Annotated in this window: 18 protein-coding genes; 9 read left to right on the top strand and 9 right to left on the bottom strand. The window is 67.0% G+C overall.

The genetic code is table 11. The features are described from left to right. Positions 1 to 108: 108 nt before the first annotated feature. Positions 109 to 1,263: a CBS domain-containing protein gene (locus tag U3A55_RS04425; RefSeq protein WP_330990276.1), complete on the top strand. Its 1,155-nt coding sequence runs from the start codon at positions 109 to 111 to the stop codon at positions 1,261 to 1,263. A 179-nt stretch (positions 1,264 to 1,442) separates the two neighbouring features. On the opposite strand, the gene U3A55_RS04420 is transcribed toward U3A55_RS04425, so the two are convergent. Together U3A55_RS04420 and radB are read right to left on the bottom strand one after the other, a co-directional pair. Next, the gene (locus U3A55_RS04420) at positions 1,443 to 1,955 is read right to left on the bottom strand and encodes a GNAT family N-acetyltransferase (RefSeq protein WP_330990275.1); all 513 of its coding nucleotides are present in this window, start codon (positions 1,953 to 1,955) and stop codon (positions 1,443 to 1,445) included. 272 nt (positions 1,956 to 2,227) lie between these two features. Next, entirely contained in the window at positions 2,228 to 2,914 is a 687-nt protein-coding gene (gene radB / locus U3A55_RS04415) for a DNA repair and recombination protein RadB (protein WP_330990274.1), read from the bottom strand. Between the two features lie 80 nt (positions 2,915 to 2,994). Here radB and U3A55_RS04410 point away from each other — a divergent pair, with 80 nt between their 5' ends. Together U3A55_RS04410 and U3A55_RS04405 are read left to right on the top strand one after the other, a co-directional pair. Next, positions 2,995 to 3,723: a hypothetical protein gene (locus tag U3A55_RS04410; protein ID WP_330990273.1), complete on the top strand. Its 729-nt coding sequence runs from the start codon at positions 2,995 to 2,997 to the stop codon at positions 3,721 to 3,723. 110 nt (positions 3,724 to 3,833) lie between these two features. Next, positions 3,834 to 6,056 (top strand): CDC48 family AAA ATPase, encoded by a 2,223-nt coding sequence (locus U3A55_RS04405; protein ID WP_330990272.1) that lies wholly within the window; start codon positions 3,834 to 3,836, stop codon positions 6,054 to 6,056. Positions 6,057 to 6,304: 248 nt separating this feature from the next. Here the strand turns inward: U3A55_RS04405 and U3A55_RS04400 are convergent, their stop codons facing one another. Next, positions 6,305 to 6,682 carry a 30S ribosomal protein S8e gene (locus tag U3A55_RS04400; protein WP_330990271.1) on the bottom strand — a complete coding sequence of 126 codons (378 nt, stop codon included), beginning with the start codon at positions 6,680 to 6,682 and terminating at the stop codon, positions 6,305 to 6,307. A gap of 95 nt (positions 6,683 to 6,777) precedes the next feature. Between U3A55_RS04400 and U3A55_RS04395 the strand changes: the two genes are divergently transcribed. The 4 genes from U3A55_RS04395 (at position 6,778) to U3A55_RS04380 (ending at position 8,809) form a co-directional block, all read left to right on the top strand. Continuing rightward, the gene (locus tag U3A55_RS04395; RefSeq protein ID WP_330990270.1) at positions 6,778 to 7,218 is read left to right on the top strand and encodes a DUF2240 family protein; all 441 of its coding nucleotides are present in this window, start codon (positions 6,778 to 6,780) and stop codon (positions 7,216 to 7,218) included. After that, positions 7,218 to 7,586 (top strand): hypothetical protein, encoded by a 369-nt coding sequence (locus U3A55_RS04390; protein WP_330990269.1) that lies wholly within the window; start codon positions 7,218 to 7,220, stop codon positions 7,584 to 7,586. Before U3A55_RS04395 ends, U3A55_RS04390 begins: the two co-directional genes overlap by 1 nt. Positions 7,587 to 7,670: 84 nt before the next feature. After that, on the top strand, positions 7,671 to 8,426 hold the full coding sequence (locus tag U3A55_RS04385; protein ID WP_330990268.1) for an FAD-dependent oxidoreductase: 756 nt from the start codon (positions 7,671 to 7,673) through the stop codon (positions 8,424 to 8,426). 11 nt (positions 8,427 to 8,437) lie between these two features. After that, positions 8,438 to 8,809 carry a metal-dependent transcriptional regulator gene (locus U3A55_RS04380; RefSeq protein WP_330990267.1) on the top strand — a complete coding sequence of 124 codons (372 nt, stop codon included), beginning with the start codon at positions 8,438 to 8,440 and terminating at the stop codon, positions 8,807 to 8,809. Positions 8,810 to 8,815: 6 nt separating this feature from the next. On the opposite strand, the gene U3A55_RS04375 is transcribed toward U3A55_RS04380, so the two are convergent. The 4 genes from U3A55_RS04375 to U3A55_RS04360 all read right to left on the bottom strand — a co-directional run bounded on the left by U3A55_RS04375 (position 8,816) and on the right by U3A55_RS04360 (position 12,866). Continuing rightward, a complete protein-coding gene (locus U3A55_RS04375; protein ID WP_330990266.1) occupies positions 8,816 to 9,646 on the bottom strand; it encodes an ABC transporter ATP-binding protein in 831 nt (276 codons plus the stop codon). Continuing rightward, positions 9,643 to 10,755: a FecCD family ABC transporter permease gene (locus U3A55_RS04370; RefSeq protein WP_330990265.1), complete on the bottom strand. Its 1,113-nt coding sequence runs from the start codon at positions 10,753 to 10,755 to the stop codon at positions 9,643 to 9,645. Before U3A55_RS04370 ends, U3A55_RS04375 begins: the two co-directional genes overlap by 4 nt. A 6-nt stretch (positions 10,756 to 10,761) precedes the next feature. Beyond that, entirely contained in the window at positions 10,762 to 11,931 is a 1,170-nt protein-coding gene (locus U3A55_RS04365) for an ABC transporter substrate-binding protein (RefSeq protein ID WP_330990264.1), read from the bottom strand. Between the two features lie 89 nt (positions 11,932 to 12,020). Further along, a complete protein-coding gene (locus U3A55_RS04360; protein ID WP_330990263.1) occupies positions 12,021 to 12,866 on the bottom strand; it encodes a helix-turn-helix transcriptional regulator in 846 nt (281 codons plus the stop codon). An 87-nt stretch (positions 12,867 to 12,953) separates the two neighbouring features. Here U3A55_RS04360 and U3A55_RS04355 point away from each other — a divergent pair, with 87 nt between their 5' ends. Continuing rightward, positions 12,954 to 13,775 (top strand): NAD(+)/NADH kinase, encoded by an 822-nt coding sequence (locus tag U3A55_RS04355; protein ID WP_330990262.1) that lies wholly within the window; start codon positions 12,954 to 12,956, stop codon positions 13,773 to 13,775. Between the two features lie 49 nt (positions 13,776 to 13,824). Continuing rightward, positions 13,825 to 14,754, top strand: a complete 930-nt coding sequence (mptA, locus tag U3A55_RS04350; protein WP_330990261.1) for a GTP cyclohydrolase MptA — start codon at positions 13,825 to 13,827, stop codon at positions 14,752 to 14,754. Between the two features lie 198 nt (positions 14,755 to 14,952). Here the strand turns inward: mptA and U3A55_RS04345 are convergent, their stop codons facing one another. Both U3A55_RS04345 and U3A55_RS04340 read right to left on the bottom strand, forming a co-directional pair. Then, positions 14,953 to 15,210, bottom strand: coding sequence for a hypothetical protein (locus tag U3A55_RS04345; protein WP_330990260.1), 258 nt, complete (start codon positions 15,208 to 15,210; stop codon positions 14,953 to 14,955). Positions 15,211 to 15,281: 71 nt separating this feature from the next. Further along, positions 15,282 to 15,557 carry a hypothetical protein gene (locus tag U3A55_RS04340; protein ID WP_330990259.1) on the bottom strand — a complete coding sequence of 92 codons (276 nt, stop codon included), beginning with the start codon at positions 15,555 to 15,557 and terminating at the stop codon, positions 15,282 to 15,284. Between the last annotated feature and the right edge of the window lie 37 nt (positions 15,558 to 15,594).

The raw sequence follows: 15,594 nt of genomic DNA, 5'->3' as shown, positions 1-15,594 counted from the left end.
CGCGCGCTCACCCATGAGTACGAATAGCACTCCCCGTCTGTTGAACCTTCGGGTGAGAAGGCTTCTGCAACAACCTTCAAGAGTTTCCCGGTGCACTCTCCGACAGACATGGATATCTCCGACATCGCGACTCAGGACTACGTCTCAGTCGACGCCGAAGAACGCATGGGGAAAGTGCGCTCGCTCTTCGAGGAGGAGAACCCGAAGGGCATCATCGTCACGCGCGCCGGCGGCGCCGACTTCGAGGGCGTCATCACTCAGAAACAACTCCTCTCCTCCCACATTGAGGACGACACCCGCGCCGTCTCCCTCACCAACCCCTCCAGCGTCCCCAAACTGAAGCGAACCGAGAACGTCCGCGATGTCGCCCGCAAACTCGTCGAAGGCAACACGAAAGTCGCGCCCGTCTTCGAAGCCGACCAGCTCTGGGGCGTCGTCACCGAAGACCTCATCCTCGAAGCCGTCCTCGACAACCTCGACGCGCTCACCGTCGACCAAATATTCAGCGAGGACATCGTCACCATCGACGAGGACGCCAACATCGGCACCGTCATCAACCGCCTCCGCGAGAACTCCATCAGCCGCCTCCCCGTCCTCGACGAGGACGGCGCCCTCACCGGCATCGTCACCGTCCACGACCTCGTCGACTTCATCGTGCGCGACGTCGACAAAACCACGCGCGGCGACCGCCGCGGCGAAATCGAACGCCTCCTCGACCTCCCCGTCTACGACGTGATGTCCAGCCCCGTCACCACCACCCACCCCAGTGACAGCGTCGAGGACGCCGTCCGCACCATGCTCGACGACGACATCGCCGGCCTCGTCGTCACCCCCGAAGACGACGACCGCGTCGTCGGCGGCATCCTCACCAAGACCGACGTCCTCCGCGCGCTCTCCTACACCGAAGAAGAACGCATGGACGTCCAGATCACCAACATCGACCTCCTCGACACCATCGGCCGCGAGGACGTCCGCGAAGGCATCGAGAAAATCACCCAGAAGTACAGCGACATGCACGTCCAGCACGCGCACGTCCGCTTCCACGAACACAAAGAACGCCTCCGCGGAACGCCCCTCATCTACTGCCAGATCCGCCTCCGCACCAACAAAGGCCAGGCCGCCGGCACCGGCGAAGGCTACGGCTCCGACAACGCCCTCAACCTCGCCCTCGACCACCTCGAGCGCAACGTCCTCGAACTCAAAGGCATCCAAGCCGACGAAGAGTACAAGGGACAGCTCCTCCGCAAACTGAACGAGCTCTAGGACTTTTTTACGGTGAGCGGGTCGCCGGAGGCGACCCCGAACCGTAAAAACCTCCACTAAAAAGGCCGAGCGCGCCGGCGGCGCGCTCGGTACTACCCGCGGGCCGTTCTTCCGCGACCGCATCCGCGCCGCACAGCAATACGCACCGCGACCGCCGCACAGCCACCGTTACAAGACGGTTACAGTTCTCGTCGGTAGATGGCTGTCTCGAGTTCTTCGCCGGCGAATTCGGCGGTGCGACTGCCGGCGTGCCGGAAGCCGCGGCGGGTGTAGAACGCTTGTGCGCGTTCGTTTCCCGCGAGCGCTTCGAGCACGAGCGCGTCCGTGTCGTCGGGGAGGCTGTCGAGGGCGCGTTCGAGGAGCGCCGTCCCTATCCCGTCCTGCCAGTGGTCGGGGTGAACGTAGAGTTCCGTCAGGCCGGCGTCCCCCGAGTCGACGAACCGCTTTGTGTCCACCCAGCGGACGCGGGCGTATCCGACGATGTCGTCGTCCAGTTCCGCGACGAACACCCGACCGTTCGCCTCGCGGAGTTCCTCGAAGCGTCGTTGCGCGGTGTCGTCGGGAACGGCCGTGGAGAGCGAGTCGAGCACGCTCTCGGGGACGAGGCCGCGGTAGGCCGCGCGCCACGCGAGCGTGTTCACGCGCTGCAGTCCTCCGATGTCGTCGGGCGACACGAGGCGTCGAACCTCCATACGTCGTCGTGGCCGTCCAGTGAGAAAAACGGTGGTGCTACGCCTTGAGCTGGAGCCAGAGGTACGCGAACACCACGAAGAGAGCGCCGCAACCCGCCGCGCCCGCGAGCACCCAGAAATCCGCGTTCATGTGACGTTCTCGATGCCGTCGTTCGTGATTCGGAACTGAGTGCGGACTTTTTTCCGTGTCGGGGTCGCGTCCGCGACCCGCTCCACGCAAAAACCTCCACTAAAAAGCTCGCGCGACTCCGTCGCGCGATGCGTTCGATACATCATGTGACGTTCTCGATGCCGTCGTTCGTAATTCGGAACTGAGCGCGGTCGCCCTCGGGTTTCGCGCGGTGCTTTTCGAGGGTGGCGCGGCGGCGGTCGCCCTTGAAACGGTCGAGGCGAACCACTGTTCCAGTCCAGTGCTGGAGCGTGTGGCCGCCGAGCGGGCGACTGGTGTCGGAGTCCGGGTCCGTGTACACCTGGTTCGTGATGACCACGGCGAGGTCGTGCTTGCGCGCGAGCGAGAGCAGGTGCGTCACCTGTTTCGCGACCTGCCGGAGGGCGTCCCCGGCCTCCTCGTCGTCGGCGCGACGAAGCCGGTAGAATCCGGTCGCGGAGTCGAGGACGACGAGGCTCGCGTCGGGCGCGAACTCGCTCGCGTCCCGCACCGCCTCCGCCTGCTCGTCGAAGTCGTGCGCCTCGGAGACGACGATGCGCGAGGACGCGGCGCCCGGATCGCTCGCGTTCGCCTCTAGCACGTCCCGGAACCGGTCGACCGAGAGGCCTTCGGTGTCGACGTAGACAACGGTGTCGCCCGCGTCCGCGGCCTCGACGGCGGCCGAAAGCGCGACGTTCGTCTTCCCGGCGCCGGGCGGGCCGTAGAGCTGGGTGACGGCGCCGCGCTCGAACCCCCCGCCGAGGAGGTCGTCGAGCGCGCCGCACCCGGTGGTGAGGGGAGAATCGGTCACTACCCCTACGTTGCGCGCTATCCGGGAAAAACACACCGAACGGCGGAGTGCTTTTACTCGCCGCCGTTCGAAATCGGGCCGTGATAGTCGTCGCGACCGCGGACTTCGAACTCTACCACGAACTCCTCGCGGAACTCAGGGACCGGGATGTCTCCTTCACGACCATCGAACCGGGCGACCCGATTCCGGAGGACGCGGCGGTGCTCGTGACCGGCGCGTCGGACGACGTGGACGCGGACCTCGACACCGTCGTGGCGGACGCCGACGACGCGCGGAAGGCCGTGGACGAGGCGCTCGCGGTGCTCCGCGGCGGGACGGGGCGAACCATCGTCGGCGTCGACCCCGGGCCGAACCCGGGCGTCGCAGTGCTCTCCGGCGACCTCGTCGTCGCGGCGTTCCGCGTGCCCGTCGAGGACACCGTGGACGTGGTGCTGGAGGAAATCGAGGGCGCGCTCGACCCGCTCGTGCGGGTGGGCGACGGCGCGCGGCTGCACGGCGCGCGCGTCGTGGACGGCCTCGCGGAGGCGGGGGTGACCGTAGAACTCGTGGACGAGACGGGAACGACACCATATCTCGGCGCGGGCGTGCGGGGGATGGACGACGTGCTCGCCGCAGCGAACATCGCGCGCCTGGAGGGCGAGGTCGTCACGTCGCGGTCGTTCGAGCCGACAGCGGGCGAGTTACAGGTCATCAAGAACCGGTCGCGGGAGCGCTCACCGGAGAATCGCACCATCCCGGAAACGCTCGCGCGGCGGGTCGCGCGCGGCGAATTGACGCTCGACGAGGCTATCGAGGAACACGGAGAGTAGGCGAAACAGGGGTGCACCGTCACCGCTATGTGTATCCGTGCCATACGTTGGCATACGTCTGTCGTCGGAAGGTTCTTCGGGCGACAGGTCACACCTTCACCCAACTAACGATGAACGAAGTCCAACTCGAGGTCGCGAAAGCCTACCCGAACGACTCGGGCCGGGGTATCGCGCGCCTCGACCCCGACACGCTACTCCACCTGAAGCTCAGCCCGGGCGACATCATCGAGATCGAGGGCGCCGAGACCACCGCAGCGAAGGTCTGGCGCGCCGACCGCCAGGACTGGAACACCGACACCGTCCGCATCGACGGGTTCACCCGGCAGAACGCCGACGTCGGTATCGGCGAACGCGTCAAGATACGGAAGGCCGAGGCCGAGAAGGCGGACAAGCTCGTGCTCGCGCCGCCCGAGGAGGCCTCCGTCCAGTTCGGCTCGGACGCCGCCGGAATGGTCAAACGCCAGATTCTCAAGCGCCCGGTCGTCGCGCGCGACATCGTCCCCGTGATGTCGTCGACGAACCACCCGTTCATGCGCTCGCCGGGCCAGGCGATTCCGCTCATCGCCGTCGAAACCGAGCCGGAGGGCGTCTGCCTCGTCACCGAGGACACCGACGTGGAACTGCGCGAGGAACCCATCAGCGGGTTCGAGCGCACCGGCGGCGGTATCACGTACGAGGACATCGGCGGCCTCCAGAACGAGATTCAGCGCGTCCGGGAGATGGTCGAACTCCCGATGAAGCACCCCCAGATATTCCAGAAGCTCGGCATCGAGCCGCCACAGGGCGTGCTCCTGCACGGCCCGCCCGGCACGGGAAAGACGCTGCTCGCGAAGGCCGTCGCGAACGAGACGAGCGCGTCCTTTTTCTCCATCGCCGGCCCCGAAATCATCTCGAAGTACTACGGGGAGTCCGAACAGCAGTTGCGGGAGATATTCGAGGACGCGAAGGACGACTCGCCGTCCATCATCTTCATCGACGAACTCGACTCCATCGCGCCGAAACGCGAGGACGTGACGGGTGAAGTCGAGCGCCGCGTCGTCGCCCAGCTGTTGACGATGATGGACGGCCTCAAAGGCCGCGGACAGGTCATCGTCATCGCGGCGACCAACCGCGTGGACGCCGTCGACCCCGCGCTCCGCCGGCCCGGCCGGTTCGACCGCGAAATCGAAATCGGCGTCCCGGACGAGGTCGGCCGCGAGGAAATCCTGAAAATCCACACGCGCGGAATGCCGCTGTCCGACGACGTGAACCTCGGGAACCTCGCCGACGACACGCACGGCTTCGTCGGCGCGGACATCGAATCCCTCACGAAGGAAGCCGCGATGCGCGCGCTCCGCCGGTACCTCCCCGAAATCGACCTCGACGAGGAGGACATCCCGCCGAGCCTCATCGACCGCATGATCGTGAAGCGCGAGGACTTCCGCGGCGCGCTCAACGAGGTCGAACCCTCCGCGATGCGCGAAGTCCTCGTCGAACTCCCCAAAATCTCGTGGGACGACGTGGGCGGCCTCACCGGCGCGAAACAGCAGGTGAAGGAGTCCATCGAGTGGCCGCTGAACTCCCCCGAGAAGTTCGGGCGGATGGGCGTCGAACCGCCGAGCGGCGTCCTCCTCTACGGCCCGCCCGGCACCGGGAAGACGCTGATGGCGAAAGCCGTCGCGAACGAGACGAACGCGAACTTCATCAGCGTCCGCGGCCCCCAGCTCCTCTCGAAGTGGGTGGGCGAGTCGGAGAAGGCGATTCGGCAAACGTTCCGGAAAGCCCGGCAGGTCAGCCCGACAATCATCTTCTTCGACGAACTCGACAGCCTCGCGCCCGGCCGCGGACAGAACGCCGGAAACAACGTCAGTGAGCGCGTCGTCAACCAACTCCTCACCGAACTCGACGGCCTCGAGGACATGGAGGACGTGATGGTCATCGGCGCGACCAACCGCCCCGACATCATCGACCCTGCCCTCATCCGGTCCGGGCGCTTCGACCGCATGGTAATGGTCGGCCAGCCCGACACCGAGGGCCGCGAACGCATCCTCCGCATCCACACCGACGACACGCCGCTCGCGCCCGACGTGAGCCTCCGCGAACTCGCCGAAATCACGGACGGCTACGTCGGCTCGGACCTCGCGAACATCGCCCGCGAAGCCGCCATCGAAGCGCTCCGCGAGGACGACGACGCCACCGAAGTCGGCATGCGTCACTTCCGGAAAGCCATGGAGAACGTCCGCCCCACCATCACCGACGACCTCCTCGACTACTACGAGGACGTCGAAGAACAATTCAAGGGCGGCCAGACCGCCGAACAACGGAGAGAAGGCAGCCACATCGGTTTCCAATAACGGACCTTTTTTCCGCTCGGGTGCGCTTCGCGCACCGCTCGCGCAAAAAATCTCCACCAAAAAAAGCGGCGCGGCGGAGCCGCGCCGTGAATCGCCTCGCTCGGGTTCTTCGGTCACGCGAGCGAAGCAAGTGTGACTTAGTCAGAGCTTTGCTCTGACGCAAAACCCCTCGCTCGGCGAACAGTTCTATGGCTGGAGAGGAGTGAGAAACGGGAGAGTGAGAACGTCGTGTCGGTCGGACAGCGAGGTTATTCGTCGTCGACGACGACGGCGTTGACCTGGCCTTCCTGGCCGGGGCGGGAGGTGACGCGGGCCGTGCCGGCGTCCGTCTCGATGAGCGCGCCCTTGGTGATGATGTTCCGGCGGACGTAGTTCGGGTTCGCCTGGTTCTCGGTGACGTCCTCGATGGTGGCGTGCGTGGTCTCGCCGTCCTCGGTGACGTTCGCGACGTTCGTGGAGAGGGTGCGGACCTTCTCGTCGCCACCGCGGGAGTCGACGGTGCGGAACTTGGGTTCGCCGACGGTGGTTTCCGTGGGCGAGCGACCGAGCTCGTGCTTCTTCTTCTTGCTGTGCGGTCGGCTGCGCCCACCCGTCTTCGTGCGCTTGGAGCGGCCCTGGTATTGCATACCCAATACGAGGCTCAGCGCGTACTAAAAAGGCTCGGAACCGGACTCGCGGGGAAACCACGCGATTTACGCCCGGCCGGCGTGGAGTACGGGTGATGAGTCTGCGCGTGACGGTCGCGGCCCCGTTCAAGCAAACCGGGAAGGCCCGTATCGGCGAGCACGAGTTCGTAGTAGCGCTCTCGCTGGACCGGGACTGGCTGTCGCCGGACCAGGCGAAGCGCGTCATCGACATCGCCACCGGGGAGGGGCTCGTGTCGCGGGACGACGGCGACCTCATCGCTGACTTCGACCTCGACTCCGTGGAGGTACCGGAGGACTTCTCGCCGGACGAGTCGGTGTTTCGGGAGCGCTCGGCGTTCGAGCGCGCGGTGGACGCGCTCGAATCGGAGGGCGTGGAGAAGCAGGAGGTCGTCGCGGCCGTGAACGAACTCCAGCAGGACCTCGGTATCACGGCGGACGCGGCGGCGGTCGTGTACGCGCGACGAGAGGGCGTGAACGTGGACGACGCGGCCGCGAAGGCCCGGGGGGGACTGTGATGGTCGCGGAATCCCTGAACGACGGCGTCCGCATCGCCGAGCTGCTCGCCTCGGAACTGACGGGCCGGGGGGTCGGCGCGTTCGCGGACGTGTCGGTGGAGAACGCCGACCTCGACGTGGAGCCGACGGCGGACGGCGCGCGCGCCTACGACGTGCACCACGCGGGCGAGCGGATTGCGCGGGTGTTCGTGCAGCCGGAGCGCGCGCGAGTCGAGTTCGAGACGGGGCTGGACGCGGCGCGCGCGGCCGCGGCGGAGCGTGACTTGCGGACGCGACCGAAAGCCGTCGAGCCGCCGTGGTTACTGGTGTTCGTGGAGGACGCGGCGGAAGTGAAGCGGGTGGTGGACGTATTCGACGCGGCGCTGTAACGGCCGGGTGGGGTGGAGCGTCGCGCGGCGGCGTCCCCCGGCGGAACCGGAACCCCTAAACCGTTTTAGGCCAGCCTAAACAGCATGGCAGATGTGACTGCGAACGACGCGCTGACCGACCACCACGATGTCGTCATCGTCGGCGGCGGCGTCGCGGGCCTGTCGGCCGCGACGTTCACCGCGCGACACGGCCTCGACACGCTCGTCGTGGACGCGGGCGAACCCATCCTCCGACGGAACGCCCATCTCGAGAACTTCCCCGGATTTCCCGCGGGCGTCAACCCTCGACAACTCCTCGACCTCCTGCGCGAACAGGCGGACACCGCGGGCGCGCGGCGCGTCGAAGGCCGCGTCACCGAGACCATCGCGACGGACGACGGGTTCCGGGTCGAAACTGCGGACGACGCGTACGCGACCGAGTACGTCATCACGGCGACGAAAGGCGATACGAGCTACCTCACGGGGCTCGAAGGCGTCGATATCGTAGATCGCGGGAAGACCTACGTGGACGTGGACGAACGCGGCCGCACCGGCGTCGCGGGCGTGTACGCCGCCGGCCGCGTCGCCGGGAAACCCCATCAGGCCGCCGTCTGCGCCGGCCACGGAGCCGAAGTCGCGGTGTCGCTGCTGGAGGACGACAACCGGCCGTTCTACCACGACTGGGTCGCGCCCGACGGCTACTTCACCGACCGCGGTCGCGACCTCCCACCGGGCTGCGAGGAGCTAGACGCGGACGAGCAGGACACCCGCCAGCGGCGGGCCCGCGAGACGATGCGCGAGCGGTTCGCCGACCCGCACCCGGACGACCAAGTCACGCATCCGAGCCTCCGCGAGGACTGACCCGGCTCACGATGAACGGGGACGCGCCCTACCTGCTCGCCGTCTACATTGTCTTGGAACAGCGCGGTTCGCCGGTCAGCACGAGCGCCGTCGCGGAGTTGCTCGACCGCTCGCCCTCGACCGTCACGGAGCAGTTCAAACACCTCGACCGGGACGGCCTCGTCCATCACGAACCCTATGAGGGCGCGACCCTCACCGAGGACGGCCGGGAGCGCGCGGCCGCGCTCCACGAGGCGTACGTCACCGTCTCCTGGTTCTACCGGAGCGTCCTCGACCTCGACTCCCGCGAGGCGGACGCGATGCAGGTCGCGGGCCTCCTCAGCCCGGGCGTGGCCGACCGGCTCGCCGCGATGCTCCCGTACGACGCCGACGAGAATCGGTAGGCCGGCCTACTCGGCCGGACGGTCGGACTCTCGCGAATCGAGCGGGTCGAGTGGGACGATTTTTCGGCCGTGTTCGGTGTCGAGTACCGCAGCATCCACGCCGAACACGTCCGCGAGCAAGTCCGAAGTAACGACCTCGGAGGGCGAACCGTGCGCGTGGACGCGGCCGTCGCGGAGCGCGACGACGTTATCGGCGTATCGGGCGGCCTGTTCCACGTCGTGCAGGACAACGACGACGGTCATCTCGCTGTCGTCCCGGAGCGTCTCCACGATGGTCATGACGTCGAGCTGGTGGTGGAGGTCGAGGAACGTCGTCGGTTCATCCAGTAGGAGCACGTCGGTGTCCTGCGCGAGCACCATCGCGATCCAGACAAGCTGGCGCTGTCCGCCGCTCAGGCTGTCGAGCGCGCGCTCGCGGAGGTGTTCGATGCCGGCGAGTTCGATAGCGTCGTCGACGGCCTGCTCGTCTTCGGGCGTGGACGACCCGAAGAACCCCTGATGCGGGTACCGGCCGCGTTCCACGAGGTCCTCGACGCTGATGCCGTCCGGCGACGTGTTCTGCTGGGCGAGCAGCCCGAGGCGGCGCGCGAGTTCTTTCGACTCCATCGACGCGACCTCGCGACCGTCCACGAGGACGGTGCCGTCGTCGGGCGTTATCTGGTTCGCGAGACCGCCGAGGAGCGTGCTTTTCCCGCTGCCGTTCGGGCCGATGAGCGCGGTTATCTCGCCGGGAGGTACTTCGATGGTCTCGCCGTCGATGACCGGGTTGTCGAGACCGGGGTAGCCGATGACGAGGTCGGTCGCGCGGAACTCGGCCGGGTCGTCGTTCCCGGTCATACTGACCCGAGGTCTTCCTTCTTCCGCATGAGGTAGAGGAAGTAGGGGCCGCCGACGAGGCCGGTGATGATGCCGACGGGGAGCTGGACGGGACTCAGTGCGAGTCGCGCGCCGACGTCCGCGCCGACGAGGAGCGCCGGCCCGAGGAACAGACAGCCCGCGAGAAGGCGTTTCGAGTCGTTTCCGACGAGGTTTCGAACCATGTGGGGGACGATGAGGCCGACGAACCCGACGAGACCCGCGACGGCGATGGCGGCTGCGGTGGAGAGGATGGCGATGCCGGCGACCGCGAACCGGACGCGTTCGACAGGCATTCCGAGCGCGCTCGCGGTGTCCTCGCCGAGCAGGAGCACGTCGAGCTGGCGGGAGACGGCGAACGCGAGCACGAGCGCGACGACGGTGAACGGGAGCGCGATGCGGACTTGTTCCCAGTCGGTGCCGAGGAGCGAGCCGGCGAGCCACGCCTGCGCGGACATCACGACGCTGAGGTCGTCGATGAAGAAGAACAGCGCGCGCTGCACGGAGCCGAAGACGGTGCCGACGACGACACCGGCGAGGACGAGGCGAACCGGGCTGGTGCCGTTCTTCCACGCGATGAGGTAGACGATGAGGAACGCGACGGTTCCGCCGACGGCGGCGAGCACCGGCATCACGGGCAGGAGGCTCGTCATGAACGTCAGCGTGACGAGGACGACGAGTCCAGCGCCGTCACTGATGCCGAGCACGTAGGGGCTCGCGAGTTCGTTCCGCGTGAGTATCTGGAAGATAGCCCCGGAGACCGCGAGGTTCGCGCCGACGAGAACGCCGACGATGATGCGCGGGAGGCGGATGTTCCAGACGATGAGCTGTCGCTGACTGAACCAGTCCGGCACGCCGCCCGTGAGGAGGAACGACCGCCAGACGTCGACGCTGAACACGACCTCGGGGTCGAAGACGGTGTGCCACGCTTCGGCGAGCGTCAGGGGGAACGCGCCGAAGCTCACCTGAAGTATCGTCGCTGCGAGCAGGACGAGCACGCTGGCGAGCGCGATAACGGCGAGCCGAGAGGTCGCGTACCAGTCGCTCCAGCGTGCGCGGCCCTCCGCGAGCGAATCAGAAACCTTGCTCATCGAACGCTAGAAGTCGCGGTTGACGATGTCGAGGAGGCGTTGCCGGTCGAAGAGCTGTTCGCTCTCCGGGAGTTCCCCGACGGGGCCCGGCCACTCGCCGAAGGTGTCGGGATACACCTGTTTCGCGACGGCTTCGGTGGAGAACATATCGACGAGCGGGCCCATGTACTGGCCGGCGCTCCGGATGACGTTGCCGTTCTGGACGGCGCTGAGGCTCTGGCCGTTCTCGTTGTTCTCGAAGGGTTCGACGACGTTGTTCACGAACTGCTCGTGCGTCGAGGACGTGAGCGCGCCGACCGCGCCGATGTAGTCGGGGTCGACTCGGAGGAGTTCCTCGTACCCGATTGGGCCGTCCGGGTACTGTCCCTCGAAGGCGTCCTTCATGCCGAGGCGGTAGTAGGACTTCGTGTTGTTCCCGAGTCGGTGAATGGGGGCGATGCGGAACCGGCCGGAGTCCGGACTGACACCGCGCCAGATAGCGGCGATGGTCGGGCGTTCGCTCTCGGGCGGCAGGCCGTCCTCGATGGTGCTCATGAGGTCGTCGTGGAGGGACTGCCAGGCCTGAAACTGCTCCTGGCGCTGGAAGACTTTCGCGTATTTCTCGAACGCCTCGTAGAGCGTGTAGGGGTTCGGGTCGCTGGAGACGGCGGCGGTCGGCGCGAACCGAAGCGGTGTGCCGAGAAAGGGACCGGTCTGGGATTCGATTTCCTGGTAGTCCGACTCGCTCCACTCGGTGAATCGGTCAAGCGTGCTCTTCGGGATGAGCCAGACGTCCGCGTCGGCGGCGTAGAAGTTCTCCTTGTCGTAGCCGGATTCGGCTCCGCTCGCGAGTTTAACGACCTCGCTCTCGTCGAACTCGAGGTCGAGAAGGTCGTAGAACTTCAGCGGGGCGCGTTCGAGGCCCGTGGTCGCGGACGGGTGGATGCCGAGTGACATACCGAGGTCGAGCAAGGGCCCGGAGACGACGCCGTACGATTCGGGCACCTCGTCGAACGTGTAGGGGTCGTTCGGTTCGATGTGAACGGTGTACGGCGTCGGGCTCTCTTCGGTGGTGTCACCCGTCGTGCTGGTAGTCGAGTCCTGGGTCGTCGAGTCGCCGCTGTCGCTGGAACAGCCGGCGATACCTGCCGCGATGAGACTTGCGGTGCCTGCGAGTATCTTTCGCCGTTGAGGCATATCGTTTAGGTATGCCTAAACAATCTTAGTAGCTCGCGGGGCGACAGCGAACGCGCCGTGTACCACGTAACACACCGTGTTACGCGCATCTACGTGCGTTCGTCAGTCCACTCGCGGAGCGACACGGCGTTCTCTCGGACGGCCGTGAACTCCTCGCGCGCCCACGAGACGACCGCCGGATGGTCGGTCTCGACGACCTGAAAGCCGCCGCTGTCGTTCCCGATAGAGAGGTAGACGGTGTCGTCGATGATGTCGACGTTGCACGGAAGCGACGCGCCGGTTCGATAGTAGACAGGGTCGTCGCAGTCGGCTTCTATCGACCGGCGGCGGTGCGCGAGGTCGTCGTTCTCGGCGACGACTGCGGCCGCGCTCGGGTCGTAGACGACGGTCGCGTCCGGCGCCGACTCGTCGTACGAGGTAGCCGCGTACGCGTACAGGGGGAGCGCGGTAAACGACCCGACGAGCGCGCGCACCCGGTTCGCGTCCACGACCGCGTCCGCGACGGCGCGTGCGGGCGCGGACGGGTCCGCGCTGTCCGAACCGAGGAGGCGGGCGTCCGCGAGACATCGCGGGTCGAACCCGAACCAGTCGGTCGGAAGGCGTTCGAAGACGCCGTCGAGGCGCTGGCCGACCGAGACGGTTCGGAGGAGCCGAGTGAGGTCTTCGTGGACGAGGTGTCCGAGGTCGGTGAGCGCGTACCGGTCGGGGTCGTACTCGTGGACGATCCAGGAACGGTCTTCGAGGTCGCCGAGGATGCGGCTCAGCGTTACGCGGGTCGCGCCGGTCGCGTCGAGGAGGTCCTCGCGCGGATGTGCACCGTCGGCGAGCACGTCGAGGACGCGCATCCGGTGCTGTGAGCGCGCGAGGAAGGCGACGGCGTCGACGAAGCCGTCGTCGAGCGGCAGTCCGTCCGCGGAGGATACGTCGGTCTCCATTCTCTACTACCACCTATTTAGGCCAACCTAAATCAAGGTGGTGTTGTGGTGACTGGGTTTTTACGCGCGGGCGTTCTCGGAGCGGGTATGCGTGTGGGAATCGTCGCACAGCGCGGGAACGCGCGCGCGGCCTACCTCGCGGCGGACATCGCGGACGCGCTCCCCGAGACCGTCGAGGTGTGGGTGGACGAGGAGAGCGCGGACGCCGCCGACCTGGAGGGCCACGAGGTCTCGGAGTTCTCGACGTGCGACCTCGTGGTGAGCATCGGCGGGGACGGCACGTTCCTGTTCGCGGCGCGGGGCGCGGGGAGCGTGCCGATTCTCGGCGTGAACCTCGGAGAGGTCGGGTTCCTGAACGCGGTCGCGCCCGACGACGCCGTGGCGGCGGTGAAACAGGAGGTCGAGCGCTACCTGGAGACGGGTGCGGTGCGGTCGCGGGACGTGCCCCGCATCGAGGCGTCCGGCGCGGACTGGGTGCTCACGCCCGCGCTGAACGAAGTCGTCGTGCAGGGACCGCAGCGCGGCCACGGCCAGGGCGTCACCGTCGAGGTTCGAGTGGACGGCTCGCTGTACACGGCGAGTCACGCGGACGGCGTCCTCGTCTCCACGCCGACCGGGAGCACGGCGTACAACCTCAGCGAGGGCGGGCCGCTCGTCCAACCCGGCGTGCACGGGTTCGTCGTCACCGGGATGTGCGCGGACAACGCGATGCCGCCGCTCGTCACCAGGACGGACAGCGAGGTCACGGTTCGGGTGGACGACGCCGAGTACGCGGTCGTGTCGAGCGACGGATCGAACACGCGCGAGGTGGGGACGCCGAGCGAGGTGACGCTCCGCGAGGCCGACGAACCCGCGCGGGTCGCGGGACCCGCGAGCGACTTCTTTCAGGCGCTCGGAAAACTGGAGTAGCCTTCCGATACCGAAAGTAGTTCCGTGCTACCACGGGAAACACTGTACAATGAGCGAGCAACTGCCGGACGTGCAGGCGTCGACGCCGGACGTCTCCGTCGGACTGAGCCAGGTGGGCGTGACGGGCGTGGAGAAACTCGTGAAAATCGCGCGCCCCGAGAAGCGCCCCATCGTCCTCTCCGCCGAGTTCGAGGTGTACGTCGACCTCCCGAAGGAGCGCAAGGGAATCGACATGAGCCGGAACATGGAGGTCATCGACGAGACCCTCGAAGCCGCGGTGAGCGAGCCCGCGTACCGCATCGAGGACGTCTGCGGGGACGCCGCCGACCGCCTGCTGGAGAAGCACGACTACACGTCGCGCGCGGTCGTGGAGATGGAGGCGCAGTACGTCACACAGGACGAGACGCCGGAGTCGGGGAAGCCGACGCAGGGCACGATGGACTTCCTCGCGTCCGCGACCGCGCAGGAAGGCGAGCGCACCCGCGAGGAGGTCGGCGTGCGCGTCACGGGGATGACGGTATGTCCCTGTAGCCAGCAAATGATGAGCGCTCGCGCTCGCGAGAAACTCCGCGAGCTCGGCGTCGAGAGCGACGACGTGAAGGAGTTCCTGCGGGAGGTCCCGCAGGCCGGGCACAGCCAGCGCGGGCACGCGACGCTCACCATCGAGACGACGGGCGAACCCGACGTGGACCTCATGGAGCTCTCCGAGCTCGCGAAGGACTCGATGAGCGCTCGCATCTACAACATGGCCAAGCGCCCCGACGAGGACCACATGACGTACGAGGCGCACGCGAACGCCCGGTTCGTCGAGGACTGCGTGCGCGCGATGGCCGAGAGCGTCGTCGACGAGTACGACCACCTCGCGGACGACGCGGTCGTCACGATGAAACAGTCGAACGACGAGTCCATCCACCAGCACAACGCGCACGCCGAACGCGTCGCCACGCTCGGCGACCTCCGCGCGGAAGTCGAAGAATAGCACCGCGAGCACCGCGAGCGGCAGGGTTTTTGGTCGAGGTTTTTCGGGCGAGCGGTCGGCGAAGGCGACCCGAGCACGAAAAAGGTCGCGCTGAACGCGTCGCCACGCTCGGCGACCTCCGCGCGGAAGTCGAGAGATAGCACCGCGGGCGGCCGCGTGTTCGCCGCCGTCCTCGGGGTTATCGCTCGGCGGGGTGTATCACGAGCGTCGCCCGTATTTTGTGCCGAGCCAGAAGGCCGTAACCGGAACGACGACGAACGCGAACACGGTCGCGGCCGTGCCGTAGAGGAGGACGGTTTGCCCGACGGTTCCGACCATCGGAGCCCACGACGCCGTCCCGGCTACAATCGCGTCCGCGAGCCACGTCACACTTGCGTCGAGGAGGAACGCGGCGAGGATGAGCGCGCCGACGGCGGCGGGGAAACGGAGGCGACTGGACTGGGTTCGCAGCGACATACCTCGTTGTTTCACTCGGAAAACATAAGTGTGTAGTCCGGTCGGCGGTCGTTCCACCGTAGGCGAGACCGTCAGGCGTCGGTTGCGAGTTGGTTGGCGCGCACGACGACGTAGAGGAGGACGAACGCGGTGCCGACCGCGAGGACGAACTGGGTGACGAGCGAGAGCGGGACGATGAAGAGCGGGGTGACCGCGACGAGTTCGACGAGGAGGTACTGGAGGAGGAACGGAATCGCGGCGGTCGCGCCGACTGCGACGACGAGTTTCGCGAGCGGGACGGCCTCGGCGAGCACTTGCGGGGTGTCGAGTTCACCGTCGGGGGTGAAGAACGGCTTGGAGGGCGCCATACCCGGAGAGTGCCGGAGAGACGATAATAAGCCTTGT

It is taken from the genome of Salarchaeum sp. III, from assembly GCF_036418315.1.
Lineage (GTDB): Archaea > Halobacteriota > Halobacteria > Halobacteriales > Halobacteriaceae > Salarchaeum.
This window is presented reverse-complemented; position numbering and strand designations above follow the sequence as displayed.